This window comes from Priestia megaterium (assembly GCF_041941685.1).
GTDB lineage: Bacteria > Bacillota > Bacilli > Bacillales > Bacillaceae_H > Priestia > Priestia megaterium_C.
On the sequence record NZ_CP130958.1, the window covers coordinates 2,047,387 to 2,073,092 of the forward strand.

Annotated in this window: 29 protein-coding genes and 1 riboswitch; of the genes, 24 read left to right on the top strand and 5 right to left on the bottom strand. The window is 38.8% G+C overall.

Going from position 1 to position 25,706, the window contains the following annotated elements:
* Positions 1–168: 168 nt before the first annotated feature.
* Entirely contained in the window at positions 169–1,080 is a 912-nt protein-coding gene (metA, locus tag Q5794_RS10515; RefSeq protein ID WP_192997203.1) for a homoserine O-succinyltransferase, read from the bottom strand.
* A gap of 352 nt (positions 1,081–1,432) precedes the next feature.
* Between metA and Q5794_RS10520 the strand changes: the two genes are divergently transcribed.
* The 6 genes from Q5794_RS10520 (at position 1,433) to Q5794_RS10545 (ending at position 8,299) form a co-directional block, all read left to right on the top strand.
* Positions 1,433–3,121, top strand: a complete 1,689-nt coding sequence (locus Q5794_RS10520; protein ID WP_214987188.1) for a formate--tetrahydrofolate ligase — start codon at positions 1,433–1,435, stop codon at positions 3,119–3,121.
* Positions 3,122–3,399: 278 nt separating this feature from the next.
* On the top strand, positions 3,400–3,918 hold the full coding sequence (locus Q5794_RS10525) for a hypothetical protein (protein WP_025752028.1): 519 nt from the start codon (positions 3,400–3,402) through the stop codon (positions 3,916–3,918).
* Between the two features lie 61 nt (positions 3,919–3,979).
* Positions 3,980–4,456, top strand: coding sequence for a glutathione peroxidase (locus tag Q5794_RS10530; RefSeq protein WP_025752029.1), 477 nt, complete (start codon positions 3,980–3,982; stop codon positions 4,454–4,456).
* 124 nt (positions 4,457–4,580) lie between these two features.
* Positions 4,581–5,234: an HD domain-containing protein gene (locus tag Q5794_RS10535; RefSeq protein WP_374989074.1), complete on the top strand. Its 654-nt coding sequence runs from the start codon at positions 4,581–4,583 to the stop codon at positions 5,232–5,234.
* Positions 5,215–7,113, top strand: a complete 1,899-nt coding sequence (locus Q5794_RS10540) for an ABC-F family ATP-binding cassette domain-containing protein (RefSeq protein WP_374989075.1) — start codon at positions 5,215–5,217, stop codon at positions 7,111–7,113. Before Q5794_RS10535 ends, Q5794_RS10540 begins: the two co-directional genes overlap by 20 nt.
* A gap of 61 nt (positions 7,114–7,174) precedes the next feature.
* Positions 7,175–8,299 carry a conserved virulence factor C family protein gene (locus Q5794_RS10545; protein ID WP_013056691.1) on the top strand — a complete coding sequence of 375 codons (1,125 nt, stop codon included), beginning with the start codon at positions 7,175–7,177 and terminating at the stop codon, positions 8,297–8,299.
* Between the two features lie 29 nt (positions 8,300–8,328).
* Here the strand turns inward: Q5794_RS10545 and Q5794_RS10550 are convergent, their stop codons facing one another.
* The gene (locus tag Q5794_RS10550) at positions 8,329–9,195 is read right to left on the bottom strand and encodes a polysaccharide deacetylase family protein (protein ID WP_374989076.1); all 867 of its coding nucleotides are present in this window, start codon (positions 9,193–9,195) and stop codon (positions 8,329–8,331) included.
* A gap of 241 nt (positions 9,196–9,436) precedes the next feature.
* On the opposite strand from Q5794_RS10550, the gene Q5794_RS10555 reads away from it, so the two are divergent.
* The 14 genes from Q5794_RS10555 (at position 9,437) to rarD (ending at position 20,362) form a co-directional block, all read left to right on the top strand.
* Positions 9,437–9,874, top strand: coding sequence for a BrxA/BrxB family bacilliredoxin (locus Q5794_RS10555; RefSeq protein WP_057243854.1), 438 nt, complete (start codon positions 9,437–9,439; stop codon positions 9,872–9,874).
* Positions 9,875–10,008: 134 nt separating this feature from the next.
* A complete protein-coding gene (locus Q5794_RS10560) occupies positions 10,009–10,788 on the top strand; it encodes a class I SAM-dependent methyltransferase (RefSeq protein WP_214987216.1) in 780 nt (259 codons plus the stop codon).
* Positions 10,789–11,168: 380 nt separating this feature from the next.
* Positions 11,169–11,771 (top strand): YpjP family protein, encoded by a 603-nt coding sequence (locus tag Q5794_RS10565; RefSeq protein ID WP_025752035.1) that lies wholly within the window; start codon positions 11,169–11,171, stop codon positions 11,769–11,771.
* Positions 11,772–11,959: 188 nt separating this feature from the next.
* Positions 11,960–12,274 (top strand): thioredoxin family protein, encoded by a 315-nt coding sequence (locus tag Q5794_RS10570; protein ID WP_013056696.1) that lies wholly within the window; start codon positions 11,960–11,962, stop codon positions 12,272–12,274.
* Between the two features lie 90 nt (positions 12,275–12,364).
* Positions 12,365–12,498, top strand: a riboswitch (cobalamin riboswitch).
* Between the two features lie 258 nt (positions 12,499–12,756).
* Positions 12,757–13,716 (top strand): ABC transporter substrate-binding protein, encoded by a 960-nt coding sequence (locus tag Q5794_RS10575; RefSeq protein ID WP_374989077.1) that lies wholly within the window; start codon positions 12,757–12,759, stop codon positions 13,714–13,716.
* 88 nt (positions 13,717–13,804) lie between these two features.
* On the top strand, positions 13,805–14,413 hold the full coding sequence (locus Q5794_RS10580) for an adenosylcobinamide amidohydrolase (RefSeq protein WP_374989078.1): 609 nt from the start codon (positions 13,805–13,807) through the stop codon (positions 14,411–14,413).
* Positions 14,414–14,417: 4 nt separating this feature from the next.
* Positions 14,418–15,404, top strand: a complete 987-nt coding sequence (cbiB, locus tag Q5794_RS10585; protein WP_192997210.1) for an adenosylcobinamide-phosphate synthase CbiB — start codon at positions 14,418–14,420, stop codon at positions 15,402–15,404.
* The gene (gene cobD / locus Q5794_RS10590) at positions 15,379–16,458 is read left to right on the top strand and encodes a threonine-phosphate decarboxylase CobD (RefSeq protein ID WP_214987184.1); all 1,080 of its coding nucleotides are present in this window, start codon (positions 15,379–15,381) and stop codon (positions 16,456–16,458) included. The genes cbiB and cobD overlap by 26 nt, the downstream gene beginning before the upstream one ends.
* Positions 16,455–17,015 carry a bifunctional adenosylcobinamide kinase/adenosylcobinamide-phosphate guanylyltransferase gene (locus tag Q5794_RS10595; RefSeq protein WP_214987183.1) on the top strand — a complete coding sequence of 187 codons (561 nt, stop codon included), beginning with the start codon at positions 16,455–16,457 and terminating at the stop codon, positions 17,013–17,015. Before cobD ends, Q5794_RS10595 begins: the two co-directional genes overlap by 4 nt.
* Positions 17,012–17,785, top strand: coding sequence for an adenosylcobinamide-GDP ribazoletransferase (cobS, locus tag Q5794_RS10600; protein ID WP_214987182.1), 774 nt, complete (start codon positions 17,012–17,014; stop codon positions 17,783–17,785). The genes Q5794_RS10595 and cobS overlap by 4 nt, the downstream gene beginning before the upstream one ends.
* The gene (locus Q5794_RS10605) at positions 17,743–18,357 is read left to right on the top strand and encodes a histidine phosphatase family protein (RefSeq protein ID WP_214987181.1); all 615 of its coding nucleotides are present in this window, start codon (positions 17,743–17,745) and stop codon (positions 18,355–18,357) included. The genes cobS and Q5794_RS10605 overlap by 43 nt, the downstream gene beginning before the upstream one ends.
* Positions 18,309–18,734: a bifunctional adenosylcobinamide kinase/adenosylcobinamide-phosphate guanylyltransferase gene (locus Q5794_RS10610; RefSeq protein ID WP_214987180.1), complete on the top strand. Its 426-nt coding sequence runs from the start codon at positions 18,309–18,311 to the stop codon at positions 18,732–18,734. Before Q5794_RS10605 ends, Q5794_RS10610 begins: the two co-directional genes overlap by 49 nt.
* Positions 18,731–19,300, top strand: a complete 570-nt coding sequence (locus Q5794_RS10615) for a cob(I)yrinic acid a,c-diamide adenosyltransferase (RefSeq protein WP_025752044.1) — start codon at positions 18,731–18,733, stop codon at positions 19,298–19,300. Before Q5794_RS10610 ends, Q5794_RS10615 begins: the two co-directional genes overlap by 4 nt.
* 135 nt (positions 19,301–19,435) lie before the next feature.
* Positions 19,436–20,362: an EamA family transporter RarD gene (rarD, locus tag Q5794_RS10620; protein ID WP_214987179.1), complete on the top strand. Its 927-nt coding sequence runs from the start codon at positions 19,436–19,438 to the stop codon at positions 20,360–20,362.
* Positions 20,363–20,453: 91 nt separating this feature from the next.
* Here the strand turns inward: rarD and Q5794_RS10625 are convergent, their stop codons facing one another.
* Positions 20,454–20,780 (bottom strand): MerR family transcriptional regulator, encoded by a 327-nt coding sequence (locus tag Q5794_RS10625; RefSeq protein WP_013082852.1) that lies wholly within the window; start codon positions 20,778–20,780, stop codon positions 20,454–20,456.
* Between the two features lie 297 nt (positions 20,781–21,077).
* On the opposite strand from Q5794_RS10625, the gene Q5794_RS10630 reads away from it, so the two are divergent.
* Complete coding sequence (locus tag Q5794_RS10630) at positions 21,078–21,236, top strand: hypothetical protein (RefSeq protein WP_013056708.1); 159 nt, start codon at positions 21,078–21,080, stop codon at positions 21,234–21,236.
* Positions 21,237–21,269: 33 nt separating this feature from the next.
* On the opposite strand, the gene Q5794_RS10635 is transcribed toward Q5794_RS10630, so the two are convergent.
* Positions 21,270–22,190: a GTP-binding protein gene (locus Q5794_RS10635; protein ID WP_214987178.1), complete on the bottom strand. Its 921-nt coding sequence runs from the start codon at positions 22,188–22,190 to the stop codon at positions 21,270–21,272.
* Between the two features lie 271 nt (positions 22,191–22,461).
* On the opposite strand from Q5794_RS10635, the gene panE reads away from it, so the two are divergent.
* Together panE and Q5794_RS10645 are read left to right on the top strand one after the other, a co-directional pair.
* Positions 22,462–23,391: a 2-dehydropantoate 2-reductase gene (gene panE, locus Q5794_RS10640; RefSeq protein WP_214987177.1), complete on the top strand. Its 930-nt coding sequence runs from the start codon at positions 22,462–22,464 to the stop codon at positions 23,389–23,391.
* A complete protein-coding gene (locus Q5794_RS10645; protein WP_013056711.1) occupies positions 23,391–24,191 on the top strand; it encodes a GIY-YIG nuclease family protein in 801 nt (266 codons plus the stop codon). Before panE ends, Q5794_RS10645 begins: the two co-directional genes overlap by 1 nt.
* Before the next feature lie 178 nt (positions 24,192–24,369).
* Here Q5794_RS10645 and Q5794_RS10650 read toward each other — a convergent pair whose 3' ends face one another.
* Positions 24,370–24,552: a hypothetical protein gene (locus Q5794_RS10650; protein ID WP_280146878.1), complete on the bottom strand. Its 183-nt coding sequence runs from the start codon at positions 24,550–24,552 to the stop codon at positions 24,370–24,372.
* Positions 24,553–24,795: 243 nt separating this feature from the next.
* Between Q5794_RS10650 and Q5794_RS10655 the strand changes: the two genes are divergently transcribed.
* Positions 24,796–25,683 carry a 5'-3' exonuclease gene (locus Q5794_RS10655; RefSeq protein WP_214987176.1) on the top strand — a complete coding sequence of 296 codons (888 nt, stop codon included), beginning with the start codon at positions 24,796–24,798 and terminating at the stop codon, positions 25,681–25,683.
* Positions 25,684–25,706 lie beyond the last annotated feature (23 nt).

Below are 25,706 nucleotides of genomic sequence, written 5' to 3' on the forward strand. Positions count from 1 at the left end.
CAATCTTTTAGAAGATTGTGTTTTATTTATTTGATAAAACTATGTTCTAAATAATAATTAAAAAAGAAAGGGAGACTTTAGAAAAAAGAAATACAATAAATGCAAAAACGACAAATCCATATAAGGACTTGTCGTTTTTTATGTTTGAAATACGGCCGCTCGGTTCTTTCATTCCCACAGATATGGAGTCTCTTGGTAAACATAATAGTTCAACCAATTCATAAACAGCAGGTTGGCATGAGAGCGCCATGTTTTTAAGGGGTTCTTGTCGGGATCATTGTTTGGGAAATAGTGTTCCGGAAGCTTCGGCTCTAGCCCTTTTTCTGTATCTCGAAGAAATTCTTCTTGCAGTGTTTGAACGTCGTACTCTGGGTGCCCTGTAATGAAAATAAACTTTTCATCTTTAGACATCGCCATATAAACACCAGCTTCTTCAGAGTAGGAAAGAAGCTCAAGGTCAGGATGATTTTTTACTTCATTCATGTCGACATCAGTGTGACGGGAATGAGGAGAATAAAAGACATCATCAAATCCTCGCAGCAGCTTAATCGGTTCTTCACTCGATACAACATGTGTAAATACACCCGTGCATTTATCAGAAAGAGGTCGCTTGTCAATGCCAAAGTGATGATAAAGTCCGGCTTGAGCTCCCCAACAGATATGAAGGGTAGAAGTCACATTTGTTTTACACCAATTCATAATTTCTTGAAGTTCTTTCCAGTAGTTTACTTCTTCAAATGGTATATGTTCTACAGGTGCTCCTGTAATAATCATTCCGTCATATTTTCGCTCTTTAATTTGTTCAAACGTTTTATAAAACTGATCTAGGTGATTTCTACTCGTCGTCTTTGCTTTATGGCTTGCCGTGTAAAGAAGTGTAATATGCACTTGCAGCGGTGAATTTCCGAGTAAACGTAATAATTGAGTTTCAGCTTTTTCTTTTTCCGGCATTAAGTTTAGGATAACAATATTAAGCGGGCGAATTTCCTGGTTCACCGCGCGCACGTCGTCCATGATGAAAATTCTCTCTTTTTCTAAAATTTCTTTTGCCGGAAGATCACGTGGAATATTAATAGGCAATAAAAATTCCTCCTATTCGATTTCGAAGTAATGACGCGTATAAATGTTCTTTCTCACGTGAAGATGAGGTTCAACATTTATGTACAATATACTATTATAGGAATATACAGAATATTAAGCAATTGAATTTTGAAAAAAAAGAGCATTAATATGCGTAATGGCTAAAATGAAATGGTACAATAAGGTTAAACTGGAGCGTTGCTATGCTTTTTTAGCTTGACTGCAACTTAGTAAAATTTATAGCGCAGTCGTTCCTGTATTTATTAAACTTCATATCTCCCCCAGAAAATGGATTTTATCCTTTTTTGATGAAGTGTTTAAAAAGAATTCTCAGCAGAAAAGGGGTTTTTATATGACAACTAAGAAGCAAATAAAAAGTGATTTGCAAATTGCACAAGAGGCAACGATTAAACCGATTAAAGAGATTGCCGAACAGCTGGATATTTTAGAGGACGAGCTAGAGCCGTACGGACATTATAAAGCCAAGCTTTCTTTGTCCGTTATGGAACGTTTACACACAAAACAAGATGGGAAAGTGATTTTAGTTACAGCTATTAATCCAACTCCAGCAGGAGAAGGGAAGTCGACAGTGACGGTTGGCTTAGCTCAGGCATTACATAGATTAGGTAAAAAAGCGATTGTCGCTATGCGTGAACCATCTCTTGGTCCGGTAATGGGGATTAAAGGAGGTGCCGCTGGAGGCGGTTATGCTCAAGTGCTTCCAATGGAGGATATTAACTTACACTTTACTGGAGACCTGCATGCCATCACAACAGCTAACAACGCGCTGGCAGCTATTTTAGATAACCATATACATCAAGGCAATGAATTGCGTATTGATACACGTAAAATCACGTGGAAACGAGTGGTAGATTTAAACGACCGCGCGTTGCGTCAGGTCGTCATTGGATTAGGTGGTCCGATGCAGGGTGTTCCTCGAGAAGATGGATTTGATATTACGGTGGCATCAGAAATTATGGCTATTTTCTGCTTAGCGTCAGATTTACAAGACTTGAAGCGTCGCTTAGCGTCTATTGTGGTAGCTTATAACATGGACAATGAGCCTGTAACGGTTGCAGACTTAGGTGCACAAGGAGCGCTTACTCTTCTTTTAAAAGATGCGATTAAACCAAACCTTGTACAGACGTTGGAACATACTCCAGCCCTCATTCACGGAGGTCCTTTTGCTAATATTGCCCACGGCTGCAATAGCGTCATTGCCACAAAAATGGCTGCAAAACTAGGTGACTATGTAGTAACAGAAGCGGGATTCGGGGCAGATTTGGGTGCAGAAAAATTCCTGAATATTAAAGCTCGTATGGCAGATATTAAACCAGAAACGGTGGTAATCGTTGCGACAATTCGCGCTTTGAAAATGCATGGGGGCGTTCCTAAAGAGCGTTTAAATGAAGAAAACATTGAGGCTTTAGAAGCGGGAATTGAAAATCTGGAAAAGCATATTGAAACCATTCAGGCATTCGGCGTTCCTTACGTTGTAGCCGTGAACCGTTTTGTGACGGACTCAAAAGGTGAAGTAGAAGCGCTTATGAATTGGTGTGCTTCAAAGAATGTTCCCGTTGCTTTAACAGAAGTATGGGAAAAAGGTGGAGAAGGCGGCGTCATGCTTGCTGAAAAAATTCTTGAAGTCATGAACGAGACAGAAAGTCAGTTTTCTCCTCTTTACGATGTGTCAGCTTCGATTCCAGAAAAAGTAGAAGCTATTGCTAAAACCGTATACGGAGCACAAGGCGTAGATTTTGCTCCAAAAGCGTTAAAGCAAATACAGCAATTTGAAGCAAACGGTTGGGATCATCTGCCGATCTGTATGGCCAAAACGCAGTATTCGTTAAGTGATGATCAGACGAAGCTTGGGCGACCAACTGATTTTAAGATTACGGTAAGGGAATTCCGTCCTTCACTCGGAGCTGGGTTTCTCGTGGCGCTAACAGGTTCAATTATGACAATGCCTGGACTTCCAAAAAAACCTGCTGCGCTCAATATGGATATTGACGAGAATGGACATGCACTAGGGATTTTTTAAGAGAAGAGGCTAGGGTAAGAGTATTTTAGTTGAAGGAAAATCCGAACGATGAAGCAAGATTCTTGATGAAGAATCAAACTCGTTCGGATTTTTTCATAGTTATGGTAAAAATAAGTTTCATGGGTGTAGTGGCTTCTAGATGTAGATTGGGTGGACTTAGTTGTGTCTCAATCTCTTTCTTGCAATATAAAATAAAATAACAGGTATGTTATGAATTAATTTGGCAAGAAAGAAGAAGAGCTGACTGTTCGTATTTTATAAAAAAGGAAGTAGTTGAAATGTTTGATCCGATTGTATTTGATAATTTAAAAGTTGTTGTAGAAGGAGAGATCTATGATCTTGACTTATCTGGGCAAGTATCTGTTACGAATCGCGAAGATTTTGTAGACTTAGCTCAGTTTACTCGAACGTACCGCATTTCTTTTCAACAGCATTTTTGCTGTACCGCGTCGCTAACTTTATCAACCGACTTAGACAACATTCATGCCGAATTAACGCCTTCCCGTGTAGAAAAACCAGGTTGTACAGTTTATATTCATTTTCAGCTAAAAAAACAAAAACCGTTTGAAGAAGCTGAGTTTCAAAACATACAGGAAATGTGTGAGAGGATCTGGGGAACAACAAGAGTTGTTAAGCAGCGTATTACTCATGAAGTCGGAGGAAGCGAATATGAAAACAATATTGAGGTAACCTTTAACCGATTTATTTACGAAGACCAAGTAGGAGATTTAATCGAGATGATTGATTACATGCTGCAAACGACTGATCAGCTAAAGGTTCTTTACGACAAATCATAAGAGCGTTTCAGTTGTACTTCCGAAATAAAGTGAATTACAATAGGGAAAAGGAGGCGTTTTGATGAGTGTGTATGAATACTCGGCAAAAACAATTAAAGACGAAGACGTATCGCTATCTAACTATCAAGGTGACGTGCTGTTGATTGTGAATACAGCTAGCAAATGCGGCTTCACCCCTCAATATAAAGATTTGCAGGCGCTGTACGAAGAAGAAAAAGAAAACGGCCTAACGGTTCTAGGTTTTCCTTGCAACCAGTTCGGTGGTCAAGAGCCAGGAAGTTCAAATGATATTGAACAATTTTGCGAGTTAAACTATGGCGTTTCGTTTCCGATGTTTGCAAAAGTAGATGTAAAAGGGGAGCATGCACACCCGTTATTTACATACTTAACAGAACAAGCACCGGGTCTACTAGGTTCCAAAGGGATAAAGTGGAATTTCACAAAGTTTTTAGTGAATCGTCAAGGTGAAGTCGTGAAACGATACGCACCTCAAACTGCACCAAAAGATATTCAAAAAGATATAAAAGAATTGCTGTAAAAGCAGGTGGATCTCCATCTGTTTTTTATTTTTCAGCAAGGGTTTTCAAACGGTGATCAGCTGTCAGTGAGACGAGCGCCTCACTTTGTGCTAAAATAATGGTGGATATAATTGAGGTGAGCAAATGAATAAAATAGCGGAAACGGAAAAGTGGGTTCAAGCAAGGCATGTGCATGACACAACGGGTCATGACTGGCAGCATATCGATCGCGTGCGTCGAAATGCAGTACTTTTATATAAAAAAGAAGGCGGCAATCGGGAAGTTATCGAACTAGCCGCGCTTTTACACGATGTTGTAGATGATAAGCTAGTGGAAGATGTTGAAAAGGCGTACGAAGAAGTGTGGGAGTGGCTGAAGAGTCAGCAGGTAGAAGAAGAGAACTGCAACCATATCGTTCACATTTTACAAACGATGTCATTTAAAGGCGGAAACCGTTCGGCTATGGCTACGCTTGAAGGTCAAATTGTTCAAGATGCAGATCGCTTAGATGCGATCGGTGCAATTGGTATCGCACGTACGTTTATGTATGCAGGTGCTAAAGGCACGGCTTTGTATGATGAGAACATTGCTGTACGAAGTGAGATCACGGAAGAAGAATACAGACACGGGAAATCAACGGCTATTGCACATTTTTATGAAAAGTTATTAAAGCTCACTGCGTTAATGAATACTCAAACAGCACGGTATCTAGCGCAAGAGCGACATACATATATGAAAGAATTTTTAGTTCAATTTAAGAAAGAGTGGAATTATCATTATGAAAATGCTGACTGTTGAAAACTTAACAAAAACGTATGGAGAAAAAGAGCTGTTTCATCAACTAACATTTACCATTACGGAAAATGAGCGAATCGGCTTAATCGGTGTAAACGGAACAGGGAAATCAACGCTTCTTAAAATTATCGCAGGTTTAGAGCTCGGAGACGAAGGAGATATTGTTCATGCTAAAGACTACAGCGTGACATATTTACCGCAGCATCCGGATTTTGATGAAGACTTAACGGTTTTGGAGCAAGTTTTCAGCGGAGATACGCCTCTTCTTAACTTATTAAAAAACTATGAGCTAGCTCTGTATGCGTTGGAGCAAGACTCTGCAAACGAAAAAAATCAGCAAACATTGTATGATTTGCAGCAGAAAATGGATGCGATGAACGCGTGGGAAGCCAATTCTAACGCACAGTCGATTTTAACGAAGCTTGGAATTTCAAATATGAGTGCAAAAATCGGTGAGCTTTCAGGTGGACAGAAAAAGCGCGTCTCCATTGCGCAAAGTCTAATTCAAACACCTGATTTATTGATCTTAGATGAGCCGACTAACCACTTAGATTATGAGACCGTTAAATGGCTCGAAGAATATTTATCCAAATATCAAGGAGCCGTGCTGCTTGTTACTCATGATCGCTATTTCTTGGATGCTGTTACAAACCGAATTTTTGAATTAGACGGTGGAAATTTATATAGCTATAAAGGAAACTATGCTGCTTTTCTAGAAGGAAAAGCGATTCGAGAAGAGCAGGAAAAAGCAACTCAAGCAAAATTAAGCAACTTATACCGCAATGAATTGGCTTGGATTCGCAGAGGAGCAAAAGCGCGTACGACTAAGCAAAAAGCGCGTATTCAGCGATTTGATGAATTAGAAGGGAAAATCGATTCCTCTGAAAAAGAATCACTGGATTTAAGTTTAGCAGGCAGTCGCCTGGGGAAAAAAGTGTTTGAATTAAAAGATGTCTCTAAGACGTATGAAAATAAAATCATTCTTTCAGACTTTACGCACATCGTGAAAAAACAAGATCGAATCGGAATTGTCGGAAAAAATGGAAGCGGAAAGTCTACCCTGTTGAATATGATTGCAGGACGCATTGAGCCGGACAGCGGTGAAATTGACAGAGGACAAACGGTTAAAGTTGCTTACTATACCCAAGAAAGCGATGATATGGACTTGAATCAACGCATGCTTGATTATATTAAAGAATCGGCAGAAGTTGTGCATACGACGGATGGGAAAATGATCTCTGCCTCGCAAATGCTTGAGAGATTTCTATTTCCTTCTCATACGCACGGAACACCGATTCAAAAGTTGTCCGGAGGAGAGCGCCGTCGTTTGTACTTGTTGAAATTATTAATGACATCGCCAAATGTTTTGCTTCTAGATGAGCCGACTAATGATTTGGATACTCAAACGCTGACGGTGCTTGAAGACTATCTCGAAGAATTTCCAGGTGTTGTGATCACCGTATCGCATGATCGCTATTTCTTGGATAAAGTAGCAGATTACTTACTAGTTTTTGAAGGAGAAGGAAACATTTCGATTTATTTTGGCGCTTATACAGATCAATTGGAAGAAGCGATGAAGAAGAAGCAGGCAATGGTTCAGCAGGCTAAAGTGAAAGAAGAAAAGCCAAAACAGTCGGAGAAAACGAAAAAGCGTCGCTTAACGTATAAAGAACAAAAAGAATGGGAAGAAATCGAAGATAATATTGCAGCAAAAGAAGAAGAAATTGAACGCTTAACAAGTGAAATTGAACAGGTGGGCAGCGATTATACAAAAGCGCATAACCTATCGTTAGAACAAGAGAAAGCAAATGAAGAATTAAGTGCACTGCTTGATCGCTGGGCAGAGCTTTCAGAGCTGATTGAAGAAATTGAAAACGCGTAAACAAGTCGTTAGACTGAGTATGGCACATGCTACAATTTTAATGAGAGGAGTACGATACGATATGAATATTAAATCAATTGAGCCAACGCCAAGTCCGAATACAATGAAAATTAATTTAGACGAAGTGCTATCAGGCGGAAAAAGCAATAACTATACGGAAAAAAATGCTGAAGCAGCCCCTGAAGTTGTTCAAGACATCTTGAAAGTAGAAGGGGTAAAAGGAGTCTACCACGTAGCGGACTTCTTGGCAGTAGAGCGAAATGCCAAATATGACTGGAAGCAAATTTTGCCGCAAGTTCGTGCAGCGTTTGGTGAAGATTTGCAAAGCAACAGTGAACAGCACAAAATGAATGAGCATTTTGGTGAGGTCAATGTGTCAGTTCAAATGTTCAAAAATGTACCGATGCAGGTCAAGCTAACGGACGGAAATGAAGAAAAGCGCTTTGGTCTGCCCGAGCGATTCGCAAAAGCGGTAGCAGAACTTCAACGTTTTTCAGATAATGTGGTATTAGAACGGAAATGGAAAGAACAAGGCGTTCGTTACGGAGAGTTATCGGCTATCGGAGACGAAGTAGTGGAAGAGTTAGCAGCAGCATATCCGCAAGAAAGATTAACTCGCCTTGTGTCTAATGCACAAGAAGAAAAAGAAGGCGGAAAAGTTGTACAGCCGCGTAAAACCTATAAAGTTACAGAAGAAATGCTAGAAGACAACGATTGGTCAGTGCGCTATGCCCATTTAGAACAAATGGATCCAACAGAAGCTGATTTAGACGTTTTAAATAAAGCGCTTGATGATGAAAAAGCATCTATTCGCCGCTTAGCTACGGTCTACTTAGGAATGATTGAATCAAAAGCGGTACTGCCTTATTTATACAAAGCATTAAAAGATAAATCAGTCACTGTGCGCCGTACTGCTGGGGACTGCATGTCAGATTTAGGTTTTGAAGAAGGTATTCCGGCAATGTGTGAAGCTCTTGGTGATAAAAACAAGCTTGTTCGCTGGCGTGCAGCTATGTATTTATACGAGGTAGGGGACGAGACGGCTCTTCCTGCATTAAAAGCAGCAGAGAATGATAAAGAATTTGAGGTAGATTTACAAATCAAGCTAGCAATTGAACGTATCGAAGGCGGAGAAGAAGCAAAAGGTTCTGTTTGGAAACAAATGACGGAAAGCAGAAAAGCATAAAAAAAGATCATTCACTTGAATGATCTTTTTTACGACTGTTTTGCAGCGGGAGTTGGAAACTGCATAGGCTGCATAGTGTTATCAATTTTAATAGGCTGATAGCCCGACTGCTTTAAGTAAGTCAAAATAGCAGGAAGGGATTGTGCCGTAAAGGATTTATCATGAAATAAAATGACTGGTGTTCTTCCATTGGAGTTAACCCCTTGAATATGAGGTTCAAGGCCCTGAATAATTCTAGGTGCAGAACGAAGTGCCCAGTCTTCGCTGTCTACATTCCAGTCCCATAATTTAAAGTGGCTTAGCAACTCTGTACGGTGGGGCTCTTTTAAATAAGGAACGCTGCCGTAAGGAACGCGGATTAACTTACTGTCAACACCGGTTACTTTCTTAACTGTCGCTTGACACTCCTGCATTTCTTTTAACGCTGCGCCATCTTCACTATACATGACATGAATATCATGAGAGACGCCGTGACAGCCGATAGCATGTCCTTCCTGTGCTACTTTTTTAGCAATTTCAGGGTGAGCGTCAATTTGATGCTTTAACATAAAGAAAGTTGCTTTTACGTTATATTGACGCAAAGCATCTAAAATGTGAAGGGTATCAGGTGTTGGGCCATCGTCAAACGTAAGGTAAACAGGCTGTGTAAGAGCTTGATTTTGATCGTTTAACGTATTTCCTACATACATATTATGGTGAAGTGTATTAAGCAGCTTCTCAGGCTGTGCTGAAGATGCAGCTTCTTTCAGCGGCAATGCAGTAGATGCTAAGACTTGCTGAGATGCAGCGGATTCACTTCCTTTGGCTTCTGTAATAAAAAACAAAGAAGCGACGATCACTAACACTAAAGACAAAAATGCATAAAATCGTTTGTTCGGTTTAAATCGCTGGTTCAATTTAAAAATCCTTTCTACTAAACTACTATTTACTACTATAGTACAAAAAATGGAATATTAATAGTAAAAATCGACATTTTTATGGAAAAAAATTAGATGATATGACCCGGTTTTAATCTTTTTTTGTCAAATGAAAAATGAGAATGGGACAACGATAAGGATTTGAAGAGTGAGTAGCTAGATTTTTCCTGGTTTTTATAGTATGCTTTTAGCGTGAATGATTGTTAGGAGGAATGTTAATATGTCAATGGCATATGAAGAATATATGCGTCAGTTAGTTAAACCAATGCGTCAAGAATTAACTCAAGCTGGTTATGAAGAATTAACAACAGAGGAAGCCGTAGTTGATTTTATGGAAAACGCAGAAGGAACAACTTTTGTTGTCGTTAATTCAGTTTGTGGATGCGCTGCTGGTTTAGCACGTCCTGCAGCAACGCAAGCGTACTTACAGTCTGAGCAAAAACCAGATCAAGTGGTAACTGTTTTTGCCGGTCAAGATAAGGAAGCAACAGCTAAAATGCGTGAATATTTTGGGGATATTGAGCCTTCATCACCGTCTATGGCGCTTTTAAAAGGAAAAGAAGTCGTTCATTTTATTCCTCGACATGAAATTGAAGGTCAGCCGTTAGAAGTTATTTTTGAAAACATTTTAAATGGCTTTAAGCAGCACTGTTCATAAAATGACCTGCTTTTGTCACATCTAGTATATAGATTTTTAGAGAAAAATCGCATATACTTTATAAGAAAAAGGATGTCTATCGGCATCCTTTTTCTTTATGTAAATAGCCAAACATTGTAGGGGGAGTTATGAAAGTGATTGTTACGACTGCTGGTCGAACAAATGAACAGATGATTGTGAAAGCCAAACAAGTAGCCGCTGGTTTAAGTATACCTTTTGTAGTAAGAGAGAAGAAATCCGTTGCAGATCTTCAGAATCTTCAAGCTGCAGATGTGCTGGTTGTCGGTAAGAATAGAGTAGAGTTGCACGTTCAAAACGAAGAGGAACCTATTTTTTTTCATCCAAACTCCGCTATGTTTAGAGTGAAGAGATGGCTGCGCGGAGAACGTGATCCGTTTATTGAAGCTGCAGGTTTAGAAAAAGGAATGAGCGTGCTTGACTGTACACTTGGTCTTGCATCGGATAGTATGATGGCGAGCGCAGCGGTAGGGAAAAGCGGGAAAGTTGTCGGACTAGAAGGCAACCGCTATGTAGCTTATTTAGTCAAACAAGGGCTTTTAAATTGGGAAAGTGACGTACAAGAGTTGAACGATGCAATGAAGCGTATAAACGTGGTTCATCAAAATTTTGAATCGTTTTTGGCGTGTTGTGAAGATAATTCTTTTGATGTTGTCTACTTTGATCCTATGTTTCAAGAGCAAATTGATGAATCGAATGGAATTAACGGTATTAAAGCAATAGCACTGTATACTACGCTGACGCCAATGGCTATACAAGAAGCAAAAAGAGTAGCCAAACAAAAGATCGTGCTAAAAGATCATTGGAAAAGCACTCGTTTTGAAGAACATGGATTTACCGTGCAAAAACGAAAAACATCAAAATTTCATTACGGGACAATTGATATACAAAAATAAACAAAAAAGTAAAATGAATCACGATCATTGAAAAGACTTCCAAAACCTTTTAGGAATTAAAAAGTTTTGGAAGTTTTTTTTATGAATTTCATCTAAAGTTCATAAAAGTATGATATATTTTTGAACATAAAAATACTTTTGTGTTTAAGCATCCAGCAAAAAAGGAATATCTTGTATAGGTTTCCGCTCGGTGTGACAACCTCCAACAGAAGAAGGAAGGTGCTAACTAAAAAGTCGTCGAATGCCCGTAGGCAGCATAAATGAATAAGCAAATATAGGTAAAAAATTAATAAGTATGTTACAATACCTAGTGAGTTATAACAATGAATTTTACGATATGAAAAGACCATATGGGAAAAGATGAGAAAGGAAAGATACGAATGCCTAGATGGATAAAAAGAATGCTAGTTGTATTTATTACAGTATTTACATTTGGGCTTGTCACTCCACCAGAATATTTATACGTTGATGATGCAAAAGCGGACAAGCAACATAAAGCAGGGTATGTAAGAGAAACAACTCCTGTCACGGCTGTTATAGAAGATATCCATTTGCCATATGAAGAACCAAAATATGAAGACGTTTCATCATTTGTTACGTATGCAATGGAATCAGCTGAAAAACAGTCAGTGGAAAAATTCGGAACAAAAATTGGGCCTGTCATTGAAGATGAGTTTCGTCAAGCAGTGTTACCTAAAATTGAAGAAGTGCTGACCGACATTGGCACTGAACGTGAACAGTCAATTCAGAATCTCGAGATAAGCGAGCATCCTGCTGCTGGCTACGGTGAAAAGATTTTCCATGTATATGACCGGGAGACCGGTCAGGACTTAATACGGTTTCATGTACGGCGTGAAAATCCTCCAAAAGATGGATACTGGTTTAATTTTCACTATCATGCGGCTGCAGATAATTTTCAAAAACATTATGATTTAGGGAAAATTTATTGGAACCGAAACATGCCGCCTAAATGGTTTAGCTGATAATAGACACAACATTCTACGATTTCGAAATGTTAGCTTTTTTAAGCTAGCATTTTTTTACGTCTAAAACCGTTATGGTCTAAATAAGCTGAAACATTAGCACAATGATAAAAAAATCGTTTATAATGAAGTCAGACTTCTTACCATAGAATAGTGAGAAGGAACGAATAGATGCTGGAGGTAACACAATGAAACAATTTACGGAAGAAAAACAATTTCGCGAACAAATTAAGAATGAAACACTAAGCGTTGGGATTTTTACGACAACGTGGTGTCCTGATTGCAAACGTTTGGATATGTTCATTGATGAAATCGTTGACGAAAATACAGATAAAGCATGGTTTAAAATTGACAAGGATGAGTTTGAAGAACTTTCTGCTGAAAACAATGTAATGGGTATTCCTTCTCTTCTTGTATATAAAAACGGTGAAAAAATTGCGCACTTGCACAGTGCAAATGCTAAAACGCCTGAAGCGGTCCGTGAATTTTTAGCAACTCTTTAATTCCTTAAGCTGCGAGAGCATTCTCGCAGCTTTTTTTGTGAGAATGGCTATTTCCATTTTTCCATGAGTGGGGTATACTAGGACAAGTGAATAAACGTAAAGCAATAAGGTCTCAATTTAAAGATTGAGTGAAAAGGGAAGTCTGGTGAAAAACCAGCGCGGTCCCGCCACTGTAAGCGCTTTGTGCGTAAGTCAGGAGACCTGCCTTATTGTTAGCTGTGAAACCTTCGAGGAAGGGTGAAGCAGGGTAATGAACATACATATCAAGTATAGTAAACGGATTCTTTTCCTGCTTATCTTGACGTTACCTGCTTTGCTTTCAATTGAAAGTAAAGCTTTTTTATTTTGAAGCTGCCGGCGAGCAGTATACATAGTCAAAGCGGAAAAAACGGGATAGCGCTGCTTTTTGCATGATCATTTGCTTTTTCTTTAACGTGGAGGTTTCGTATTCACAATGAACAATATATAGGGGGAGTATTTAGATGAAAAAATGGCTTTCGTATTCCATTATTGCACTGTTAGTCATCGTACTTGCTGCATGCGGTGCAGGCAGCCAAAGCAACAGTGATAAAAAAACGAAGCAAGATACGGCACAAACGTCACAAGCTGCATTTCCAGTGAAGGTAAAAGACGCGCGTGATAAAGAAATTACGTTGAAAAAACAGCCTAAGAAAATTGTTTCATTAATGCCAAGTAATACGGAGATTGTATATGCCCTTGGCCTTGAAAAAGAATTAGTTGGTGTCACAAGCAACGATGATTATCCTAAAAGCGTAAAGAAAAAAGCGCAGGTAGGAGATATGAACGTTAATGCAGAAAAAGTAATTGCTTTAAATCCTGATTTAGTGCTGGCACACGCTTCAAGTATGGGCGTTTCGGATGAAGTATTTAAACAAATTGAAAGTGCGGGTATTCCGGTATTTGTTGTAAAAGATTCAACAACGTTTGATACGGTTTATGATTCTATTACGCAAATCGGTAAATTAACGGGTAAAACAAAAGAAGCTAATCAAACAATTAAAGACATGAAAGAAAAAGTAGCTTCAATTGAGAAAAAAGCAAAAACGATTTCAAAAGAAGATCGTAAAAAAGTATGGATAGAGGTATCAGGAGCTCCTGAGATTTATACAACAGGAAAAGGTACGTTCATGAACGAAATGCTTACTATGATCGGTGCTGATAACGTAGCGGCTAGTGAAAAGGGTTGGGTTAAGTTTTCTGAAGAGCAAGTTGTTAAGTTAAACCCTGACGTTATTATCGCAACGTATGATGCAGACAAAAATGAGATTATGAAGCGTCCCGCTTGGAGCAGCGTGACTGCTGTAAAAGAGGGTAACATCGAGAAGGTTGATCAAAACAAAATCAACCGCTTAGGACCTCGTATTGTAGATGGCTTAGAGGACTTAGCAAAAGCAGTATACCCTGAGGTGTACAATAAATAAAAAGAGGGACCATATTCCAGTTCGAATTGAAAAGGGGATTGGTCCCTTTTCACATCTTAAAATTGAAGAACGGCCTGAGCTTTTAATCATGAAAACCGAGACTTCTTATAAAACATACAGCTCAGGGATTTTAGGAACAGGCATTACGGAAACGGACACCTTTTACAATCGATTTGTTCACAAAGACTATTATTCAGATACTCCTTCTTTGGAGTATGAGCAATATTTGATGAAAGAAAATGTGCGCCAAGAGCAAATCGTAGGGTTGATGACAGCCGTTTTGTTAAAAGAAAGAGCGGTTTACTGTTATAAAGGCTACGGAGTAAGAGTAGCTTCCGTAATAACGGCTGGAGTAGGAAACGCAGTAGATATTACAGCTGACGAAGCTGTCCCGTTCTATTCTTCTCCCGGTACAATTAATATGTTTTTTTTCGTGGAAGGTACGCTTACGGATGCTGCATTTTTACAGCTTTTTATCGCGGCCACAGAAGCCAAAACAAAAACGCTGTCCCAGCTGGGTGTCATAGATCCAGCTACAAAGACGATTGCTACGGGAACATCTACGGACAGCATCTCAGTTGCAGCGTCTCAGAAAGGACCATTATATGAATATGCAGGCTCTATGACCGTTTTAGGTCAAGCGGTAGCCAAGCTGGTGAAAATAAGCTTAGAGCAGGGACTTAAAGGAAAGAGGTGAAGAAATGAGTATTACACAAGCGATAATTGCACACATGACGGCCATGACGATTGCTTTACTAATTGACCGAATCATAGGCGACCCTGAACATTGGCCGCATCCCGTTCGCTGGTTTGGCAAGTGGATTTATTGGATGGATTCTAGATTAAATAAAGGTGCAGGAAAACGATTCAAAGGATTGCTTCTTGTGATAAGTATGGTTGTGCTCGCAGGAGTTGTTCCTTTCTTATTCCTCCATGCTTTGTACGGAGTTCATTTTATAGCAGGTGTTTTAGTAGAGGGCGTAATGATTGCGACTACTATATCCACTCGTTCTTTAAGCGAAGCTGCTTATAAGGTGCAAAAGCCTCTTCAGCTAGGAGATATGGAGAAAGCTAGATATGAAGTAAGCATGATTGTGGGACGAGATACAGATCGTTTGTCAGAAGGAGAAATTGCCAGAGCGACGGTAGAGACCGTGGCTGAAAATACAAGTGATGGTATCACAGCTCCGCTTTTTTATGCATTTATAGGAGGAGGAGCCCTAGCCTTTTTTTACCGAGCTATTAACACATGTGATTCAATGGTTGGGTACAAAAATGACCGCTACTTTCTGTTCGGCTATTTTAGTGCAAAAACCGATGACGTATTAAACTATATTCCAAGTCGGTTAACTGCAGTAGTGATGACGGCTGTTAATGTAGCAAAAAGCCGGTATTCTCTTGGGCATGTAACGAGTTTGATTAAGCGCGATGCTAAAAAGCATCCAAGCCCAAATAGCGGATACGGGGAAAGCGCAGTGGCTGCTCTTTTAGGTATTCAACTCGGCGGGCTTAATACATATAAAGGCATAGAATCTAATCGTGCAAAAATGGGTGAACCACTCATTCCCCTGCAAGCCGGTCATATTGAACAAGCTGTTTTCATTATGAAAAGGACGGTCTATGCTACGTGGTTATTATATCTTTTGTTAGGAGGAGTTATTAGTGCTATTACCTACACATGGAGCTAATCCTAATGTCTTTTTAAAAGCAATAGGGGCCGAGAATTTATCGCATATAAAAGACTTTAGCGTGAATACAAATCCTTTAGGGGCTCCCCTTGTGCTTCACGAAAAGTGGAACGAATTCAAGGATGCAGCGTTTAGTTATCCTGATCCTCAAGTAACAGAGCTGAAAAATAAACTTGCAGCTCATCATCATGTTTCAGCTGCTCAAGTGCTGCCTACAAATGGCGCCGCTGAAGCGTTTTTCCTTATTGCTTCGTTATTTTCAGGAGAGAAAGCAGGGATTGTACAGCCGACCTTCGTTGAATATGAACAGGCAAGTAAAGCTTATGGATGTGAAGTGACATACGTTCCTTTAGCTGAAGAAAATGGCTGGAGCTGGGATATAGAGTTGATTATGAGCATTCTTCCGGACATAAAAGTACTGTGGATTTGCCATCCAAATAATCCAACGGGCGTTATGTATAGTCATGAGGAATGGATGAAAGTAGTAAAAGCTGCTGCTCATCATGGTACATACTTAATGATTGATGAGGCATTCATTGATTTTGTCGAACATCAGCCTTCATTTGATTCTCTTATTCTGGATTATGAGCATATCATTGTTGTGCGTTCCATGACAAAGATGTTTAATATTGCCGGGCTTCGTCTTGGCTATATTTTGGCAAATGAAAAAATCATTAGCAAGATGTCTAAAAAGCAGCCTCCTTGGAGTGTAAATGGATTGTCGCAGCAAGTAGGAATGATATGTGTGGATGAAAAAGATTTTGTGAAAAAAACCGTACATTATATTAAACAAGAACGGGAACGGATCTTGAGTCAACTAAAGGAATGGGGACTTTTGGTTTCTCCTTCTCAAACAAACTATTATCTTTGCAGCGTTCCGTCTTCTATTAAAACGCGCGAATGGCTTGTCTATTTAGCAAGCTATGGCGTGGTAGCTCGTCATACTGAAAACTTCCCATTTTTAAATGGACGCTATATCCGTTTGGCTGTGAAAACGAAAGAAGAAAATGACTATTTACTTAACGTAATCAAACAAGGACTCGATGAAATATGATCATCTTTATTAGCGGAGGCGTTCGAAGCGGAAAATCACGTGCAGCGGAGAACATGGTTCAAACTTTTTGTACAAAGCGCGCTGTTTATATTGCCACAAGCAGGCAAACAGATAAGGAAATGCAAAAACGCATTCAGCTTCATCAAAAAGAACGCCAAGCAGCGAACACGCCTTGGGTAACGATCGAGCAATCTGTAGATTTACAACAAATTCTGCCAAATCTTCAAAGTGATGATGCTATACTTTTGGATTGTGTCACGAACTGGCTTGCCAATGAGCTTTTTTTAACAGAAAAAAGGTGGCAAACAAAAGAAGGCGAACAAGAGGTTTTTCGTCATATGATAAAAGCGCTCGATAAGCTGTTTGTGCAGTCTCAGACGGTCGTGCTAGTATCTAATGAACTGTTTGAAGCGGGCGTATTAGAGGAGCCTACATATAGCTATATGAAGATGTTAGGAAAATTACATCAGTATATTGTAGAAAAAGCAAATGTGGCTATTTGTGTAGAAGCGGGAATTTATCGTTTTAAAAAAGGAAAGGAATGTGTAGATATATGAAAGAATGGATAGCCATACTACGAATTTCTCTCCAATTTTTTACGATCTTGCCACTGGCTAAAACCGCTCAATGGAATGAAAAAAGAACGGCACGCTCACTTTTTGTGCTGCCGTGGATTGGTATGTTACTAGGCTTGATGTTTTATAGCTTTTTACAGCTGCTTCAATCTTCACCTATCACTACGATTGTTGATAGTATTTTAGTTTTGCTTTTACCGCTTGTTTTAACGGGTGGCCTTCATTTAGACGGCTGGATGGACGTAAGCGATGCGTATTTTTCTCATCAGTCAAAGGAAAAAAAACTGCAGATTTTAAGTGATCCGCACGTTGGGTCTTTTGCTATTCTTTCTCTTATGGTTCTGCTGCTGCTGCGTTTTAGTGCGATCTATGAATTAGTGTCTCTTTCTTCTTTATCAATTTGGGCATGCTTAATTGTCTTTACGCTTCCAAGAATTGGAGCAGCCTTTTTGTTGTTGAGAGATAAGCCCGCTAAAGAGACGGGTCTGGCTGCATATTTTCAAAAAGGAGTCACCAAACGGTCTATTTACGGATTTATCATCATGAGCCTATTCTTAGTTGCTATTTTCGTTATTTTTATGGACAATAAATTCATTATTCTTTTCTTTGCCGGTTTTTTATGGCTCTGGATACGATTTTATCGTTTGCAGTTTGGTGGCGTAACAGGAGATGTTATAGGGGCAACCATTGAAGGAGGAGAAACGTTTTTATGGATAATTCTTTGGTTATCACATGTATTCGTCACGGCATGACGCTTGAAAATCAACAGAAAAAATATATAGGGTGGAGTGATCCGCCTTTAAGTATAGAAGGGAAAAATGAATTGAAAGAGCTTTTTCTAGAACCTCAGCTCGTTATTTCCAGTGACTTAAAAAGAGCGCTAGAAACAAGTGCAGTTGTTTTTCCAAAATCTCAGGTGGTTAAAAGTAAAAATTGGCGTGAGCTGCATTTTGGAGATTGGGAAGAGAAGACGTATGAAGATTTAAAAAACATATGGGCGTATAGAAATTGGATTGATCACTGGACAGAACATACGCCTCCGAATGGTGAAAGCTTCTCAAGCTTTTCAAACCGAGTTTGGGCAGCGTGGGAAGAAGCGGTCGATTTGGCGGCCAGTCAGCAATTGCGTCACATTGCTATTGTTTCACACGGCGGACCACTGCGTTTAATTGCATCCCATTTTAAACAGACAGCGTCGCTTTGGGATGTTTCTTTTTCTTATGGAGAAGGTTTTTCAGTAACGTGTACATACAAACAGGCAAAGGAGAGAAGAGCATGCATTTCGTATTCGGCGGTGCATTTACCGGCAAAAGAAAATGGGTGAAGCAGCATTATGCCAGTGAGTCGGTAAAATGGCATTGTTTGTATGAAGGTCCTGTTTTACCGGCGTTTGAGTTCGAAGAAAGTTACATAGTGCTAGAAGGATTTGAGCACTATGTTAAGGAATTAATACATAGCGAGCTGGAGTCTCCGCACCTTGTTGTTAAAAAGTTAATACAGAAGTGGAGAGACAGCGATGTATGGGAAAGGTTAATAGTGATTGGAACTGAAGTCGGCAAAGGGATTGTTCCTTTAGATCCAACAGAGCGGCAGTGGAGAGATGAATGCGGGTATGCGTATCAGCATTTAGCGGCACATGCCCGGAAAGTAGATCACATTTGGTACGGAATTGCTAATCGATTGAAGGAGGAAATACAATGAACATTTACACAAAAACAGGGGACAAAGGGCAGACAAGCTTAATTGGAGGACGAGTAAATAAAGATGATATTCGAGTGGAAGCATACGGTACGATCGATGAGCTAAATGGCTTTGTAGGTCAAGCGATTTATCAGCTGGATGAAACAACATTAAAAGATGTAAAAGAAGAGCTAATTACGATTCAACATGAGCTTTTTGACTGTGGAAGTGATTTAGCATTTGCAAAAGATGATCATCCGTACAAAGTAACAAACGACATGATATCAGTACTTGAAAAGCGCATTGATGTCTATATGTCAGAAGCGCCAGCCATTGAGCGTTTTATTCTGCCTGGAGGCACACCTGCAGCGACAACGCTTCATATTTGTCGGACGATTACACGCCGCGCAGAACGGCTTGTTGTTGGCGTGCAGCGTGAGCATAAAATTAATGCGGCTGTGCTTCAGTATTTAAATCGTTTATCCGATTATTTCTTTGCTGCGGCTCGAATCGCTAACGCGCGAGAAAATGTACAAGATGTAGAATATATTCGCAGTGCCAAAGTATTTAAACAGCCTAAAAAATAAGGTATAAAAAACGGTCGAGCTAAAAGCGATCGTTTTTTTAATGAGCTATTTCGATAGGCAAAATAAAGCTATAAAAAAGAGGTAAATGCATCTATAATGATAAGAGACAGAGAGATAAAGAAAAGAGGTTGAGAAATGAATCAAGATTCTAAACGAGCAGGTATTGTTTATACAGCCAGCGCTTACATTATGTGGGGGCTTTTTCCGCTTTACTGGAAGCTTCTTGGCGAGGTGAATGCGAATGAAATACTCGCTCACCGTGTCATATGGTCATTTGTTTTTATGCTTTTACTTTTGCTTGTGACAAAGCAAATGAATGCTTTAAAGAAGACGCTTGGTTTATTATTTCGTAATACGAAACAAGCGGTCATTTTATTTGTGGCTTCAGTGCTGATCAGCATCAACTGGTTCGTTTACATTTGGGCGGTTAACCATAATCATATTATTGAAACAAGTTTAGGTTACTACATCAACCCGCTCGTTAGTATTTTACTTGGTATAGTCGTTTTAAAAGAGAAGCTTAATTTTTGGCAGGGTGCTTCTGTTGGATTAGCTGCTATAGGTGTTATCGTTATGACAGTTACATACGGGCATATCCCATGGGTATCATTAAGCTTAGCGTTTAGCTTTGGTTTGTACGGTCTTGTAAAAAAGACTATTCAATTAGAAGCAAAAGTAGGATTAACGATTGAAACGATGATGGTTGCACCTATTGCAGTTATTTATTTTATTTTTCTTTTAGTGAAAGGATCTTCAAGTTTTTCCCTTCAGTCGCTTGATCTGAGTGCTCTTTTAATTGGAGGCGGTGTTGCTACAGCTATGCCACTATTATATTTCGCTAAAGGGGCCCCTCTTATTCCGCTATCGATGGTCGGTTTTTTACAGTACATTGCTCCTACCATGACGCTTTTATTAGGGGTATTCGTGTATCATGAACCGTTTTCTAGCGTAGAGATGATTGCCTTTTTGTTCATTTGGGGCGGATCGGTTATGTTCATTTTATCTAAAACTAAGTTCATGAGTTCTCATCAGCCGAAATTCTTTAAAGGGCGCTCAGCTTAACGGACAAAAAAGCGGATATCTTTAGATATGCGCTTTTTTGTCTGCCGTAAAGAAATAAAAACGGAGACGGGAAAGTCACCGTATGTATACTTTATAGCTTCCGCTTGAAATGAGCGTTCAACTGACCTTGAAGCATTTGGTTTTTTACTTCTTTCATTTTCCTCGCTTCATCTTTTTTGGCCAGTTCTGTGCGTATTTCACTCGTTTGAACTCCTTCTTCTATTCGATCGGCAATATCCATTAATCGTTCGACGTCTGAAAACGAATATTTCCGGATACCCGTATTGGTTCGGTCCGGAAAGAGCAGGCTTCTTTTCTCGTAGTAGCGAATTTGCCTTTCTGATAAACCGGTTAATTCTTTTACAATCCCAATAGACATGACTTTTTTATCTCGATATGACGCTTCATTCGTAGACATTCTCCCTCACCCCTGAGTACGTAGTAGTATGTTATTATTATAAAGGAAAAAAATACAAAAATTTATAACATGTAATATATTCTAACATATATATGTTATATTTTTGAATTACTATGTGAGAAAAAGTGACATAAATAATGAAATAGGGAAAAGAGTCCTATAAACTAATGATTAACTCGATCCCAAGTGGTTAACCATACAGGATAAAGCCTTGTGGTTAATCACTTGCTTTCAAAAGGATGAATAGAAAATAAATGTGAGAATATACATAAATTCTAAAAGGGAAGGGCGTTTTAAATGGCTGTGCAACAATTGAAAAAAGAAGAGATTATTGAGCTGGCAAAAGAAATTATTGAACTTGATTTGAAAAGAGATGAAAAATTTGAAGAATTGACAGAGTTAGCTGGAAATCGTGCATATGAAATTTTGCGCAGAGTACAAAATGCCTGTTTATAAGTAATAAAAAAAATCCCGCTCTAGGCGGGATTTTTAATTGGACTGCTGTTCAAGATTAAATAATTCTTGTTTCATCTTAGCGTGGTCGAGGTTTTCCCCTATAAAGACAAGAGTGGTGGGCAGCTTCATCATTTCTTTCATGTATAGAGGCATGCCGTATGAATATTGAAACGAATACGTATCATCCGAATGAGTAAAGCGCATATAGCCTTTAATACGATAGATGGTATCTGGCATTTGGCGCAGCCAATTTTCAAATAATTCAAGAGCCACTTTTTTTGTAAACTCATATACAAATGTTTTCAAATGAAGATGATCTTCAACATGAGCCTTATGGTGCGGCTGTTTTTGAGACAGCTGAGCTTTTTGAATCACGTCAAGCTTCACGCGGGAAAATGTCGTTAATAATGTTATTGCACGAGCGTTAATTGATTGAACCTCAAAAAGCAGGGAAGACTTTTCTGCCTCAGACAGCATGTCCGTTTTATTTAATAAAATTACATCCCCATGTTTTACTTGTTCTTGAAGAAGTTTTTGAAGTTGAATGCTTAAGGACCCACGTTCTTTCCACCTTGTTGCATCGAGTGTGGTGATAATACTTTTAATCGTGACTTGATGCGCAAAAAGAGGAGACATACAGGCATCCAACACTTCAATGGGATGTGCAACTCCGGTTGTTTCTATATAGATAGCATCCAATGTGTTCTCCTGTAGAAGTGAATGAAGCTGAGTTTCAAATTGACCTTGAATAGTACAGCACACGCAGCCGTTTAGCAATTCTTTTAACGGCGTGTCTTTTTCTACTTCATTTGAGTCAATCGAAACTTGGCCAAGCTCATTCATCACAACAGCAATGTTGCGATTACGATCTTTTTCTTGCTGAAGCAGCTGTTTAAGTAACGTTGTTTTTCCACTGCCTAAAAATCCAGATAAAATGTAGATTTCTGTTTTCATTTCAGTCTCTCCTATGTAAATAACATTGTTTAAATCGAAACTTTTCCGATTACGGATTGGTAAATAGTATATCCAAGAGGGGATAAATAATCTATGCGTAAATTTTTATGCTTTTTTGTATTCATTATAACAACTTTAAAAGCGCTATGGCTATCTTTTGTAAAAAACTCAAAATACAATGAAATAAGAATATTATAAAATTTCAAACTAGCTGTGCTACAATAAAAGAAAAAGAAAAAGAAAAAGAAAAAGAAAAAGGGGAGCAAAAGTTATGCGAATATTAGTTTTAGGCGCAGGCGGCGTTGGAGGTTACTTTGGAGGCAGGCTTGTGGAAAAAGGAGAGGATGTTACTTTTCTTGTCAGAGAACGCAGAAAAAAAGAGCTGGAACAAAATGGACTTGTTATCAAGAGCATACACGGTGACTTCACTTCACCTGTACAAGCTATTACAAAATCTGAGATGAAAGAGCCTTATGATGTTATTTTGTTCACAACTAAGGCTTATCATCTTAAACAAGCAATTGAGGATGTGCGTCCTTTTGTAGGGAATCAGACAGTTGTCGTACCTTTGTTAAACGGTATGGCTCACGTCGTTCCTTTACAAGAAGCTTTTGGGGAAGAAAAAGTCATTGGAGGACTGTGCTTTATTGAAACAACTTTAAACAAAGATGGAGATGTCGTCCAGACGAGTCCTGCTCACAGACTTGTATTCGGTGAATTTAAGCAGAAGGAAACAGAAAGATTACAACTGATTGAGCAAGCGTTCAGTGGTACAAAAGCTTCGTTTGTAAAAAGTTCATATATTGAACAGGATATGTGGCATAAGTATTTATTTATTACGGTTATGTCAGGCATGACCACTCTTATGCGCGCACCTGTTGGCCCAGTGCTAGCGACAAAAGGAGGGCGTCAATTTGTACAAGAGCTTTTTAAAGAAGTTGAAAATATTATGATGGCATACGATGCACCATTAGCTGAAGGGATTATTGAACAGCATATGAATACGATGGACAAAATGACGTATGACATGAAGTCATCGATGCAGCGTGATATGGAAAAAAGTTTTCAAATTGAAGGAGACCACCTTCAAGGATATTTGCTGACATTAGCTGAAAAATCGTCTATACACGTACCGCTTCTTCAAACTGTGTATACGCATCTAAAAGTGTATGAAGAAATGTTAAAAGGTTATCAAAAATAATGACAGCGAAAATTGATTTAGCAGTCATGCAGGTACTGCAGAAGCTGCTAAGTACAGCAGAAATAGGACAATTGCCTTCTGCTCCCGGCATTTATTTTTTCTTTGATAAACCCGGCAGGCTTTTGTATATCGGAACAACGACGGGCTCTCTATTAGAAAGAGTAAGAGCTCACGTTGCAGGAAAAGGCGTTAGCAACACAAAAAAATTCCATAAAGAAATTTATGCTGTTGGATATATTGAAGTTCATGGATTAAAAAAAGAATTAGATATGCTGAGAACGATGCTTGTAAATGGTTATTTTCCAAAATACAATAAACAAGATGTAAAAAGAGAAAATGAATACGACATTTACACCGTTCACGGCAGAGTCCTCAGGGATACAGGAGTTGATAAGAAAAAAGTCTCCAAGCGAAAAACGGTGCTAAAGCCAACATTAAAAGAGATAGAGATTCGTCAAGAAAACAGCGATATTACATATGCACGAGTCGCAAATATGAATGCTGAAGATCGAGTGAAAAAATTGTGGTCTTGTCAAGAAGCAGGAGCGCAGCTACATCTTCCGGAGTCGAAAGTGTTAGCAATAAGTGACCGGCTCTTAAAAGAGCAGTATACATTTCAGCGAGATATGAAAAAGAATATGATGTTTACGATGCGGGATTTAGTTGTTATTCAAGTGTTGTTAAATTTAAATCCGACCCATGATTTGAAAAAACGAGAAATAAAGGAAGCCATCAGTTTAGTGCGTAAATTTGGCATAGAAGAAGCTCTTCGCATCTCTGAAAAATTACTCAAAACGTGATAAAATCCATGATCATTGTGATCATGGATTTTATCATTTATCATTCACACTTAAGCTAATTCGTCAATAACTTTTGGTAGAGCCATAATGGAAATAACGCAAAGTGAACTGACAACTTGATGCATTTCAAAAATGGCAATGATGAATAACATCAGTGATATATATAATTGAAGGCCTTTTAATCCCCACGGCTTGCGATCGAAAAAAAGTCGCTAAGTACAAATACAAAGAAAATGAGCGAACTGAACAAAATAATCATGGATGTAGACATGGAACGATCATAAGCAATGATAAATAACAAAGCGAGAAGCGACACAACAGATATAACTTTTAATGTTTTAATCATCGTGTTTTTATTCACTTTTTTCACCTTCATTTGTAGGATTGATCTTTCATCCTCATTTTATAGGATAGTCAAAAGTTCTAAAAGTCAAACGAATAAATCATAACAACAATTTAACATCTTTATACTACATTTACATTGAGAGAAAAAAATGGGCGTGTTTTGAGCTTTGTGCGCTTCATTGACGTGTGCAAAGAACAAGTGCTATAGTATGTTTGCTCTAAAAGCTAAAGGAGCAAAGTTTTCAAAGGACGTGACTATGTGAACGAAACACTATTAGTAATTGATGGATTTAATTTATTAAGCCGCTGTTATTTTGCTACTTCTTATGGCAGAGATGAAGCAGCGTTGACAAGAAACAGTAAGGGCCAATTTACGAATGCCCTGAGAGTAACGATTCAAAAAATGCATGCATTGATTCACCAATATGAGCCAAGCCATATTTTCGTCGCTTGGGATGTTAAGCGTGAGGATACAAAACGTAAAGATACATACGCCCTATATAAGCAAACAAGAGCAGAGCTGCCTGAGCCGCTGATTCAGCAGTACGAAACGTTAAAACAATTTTTTGACACAGTAGGCATTTATCAAATGTCATTGTCTTCTTATGAAGCAGATGATTTAATTGGAGCACTTGCAAGCAAGTGGAGTAAGGAAAAGCAAAGTCCAGGGTACATCTATAGCAATGACCGAGACTTGCTTCAGCTTCTAGATCAACATATTTCGCAAATTATTGCCAAAAAGCAGGTTGGCGATCTTGTTTATGGCTTTAAGCACTTTCAAGAAGAATACAATATTCATCCTCGTCAATGGGTGGACGTAAAAGCATTGCTTGGTGACAAATCTGACAATATTCCGGGCGTTCCTGGTGTAGGAGAAAAAGCCGCACTGCCTCTTATTCAACAATATGGCTCTATCCATGAAATTTATGCACAAATTGAACAATTAGATCCAGCTTTTAATCGTTACAAAAAAAAGCTGGTCGAAGGAAAAGAACTAGGTATGCTTAGTCGTGAACTCGCTGAGATTATTATAGACATTCAAGAAATCAGTATGTTGACTTGGGGAGAATTAACATTTATGTATGATTATGAACGATGGAATAAAGAAATTCAAAGTCTAGAACTAAACATTAGGATTCGCTCATGATTTTTAGTACAATACAATTTATG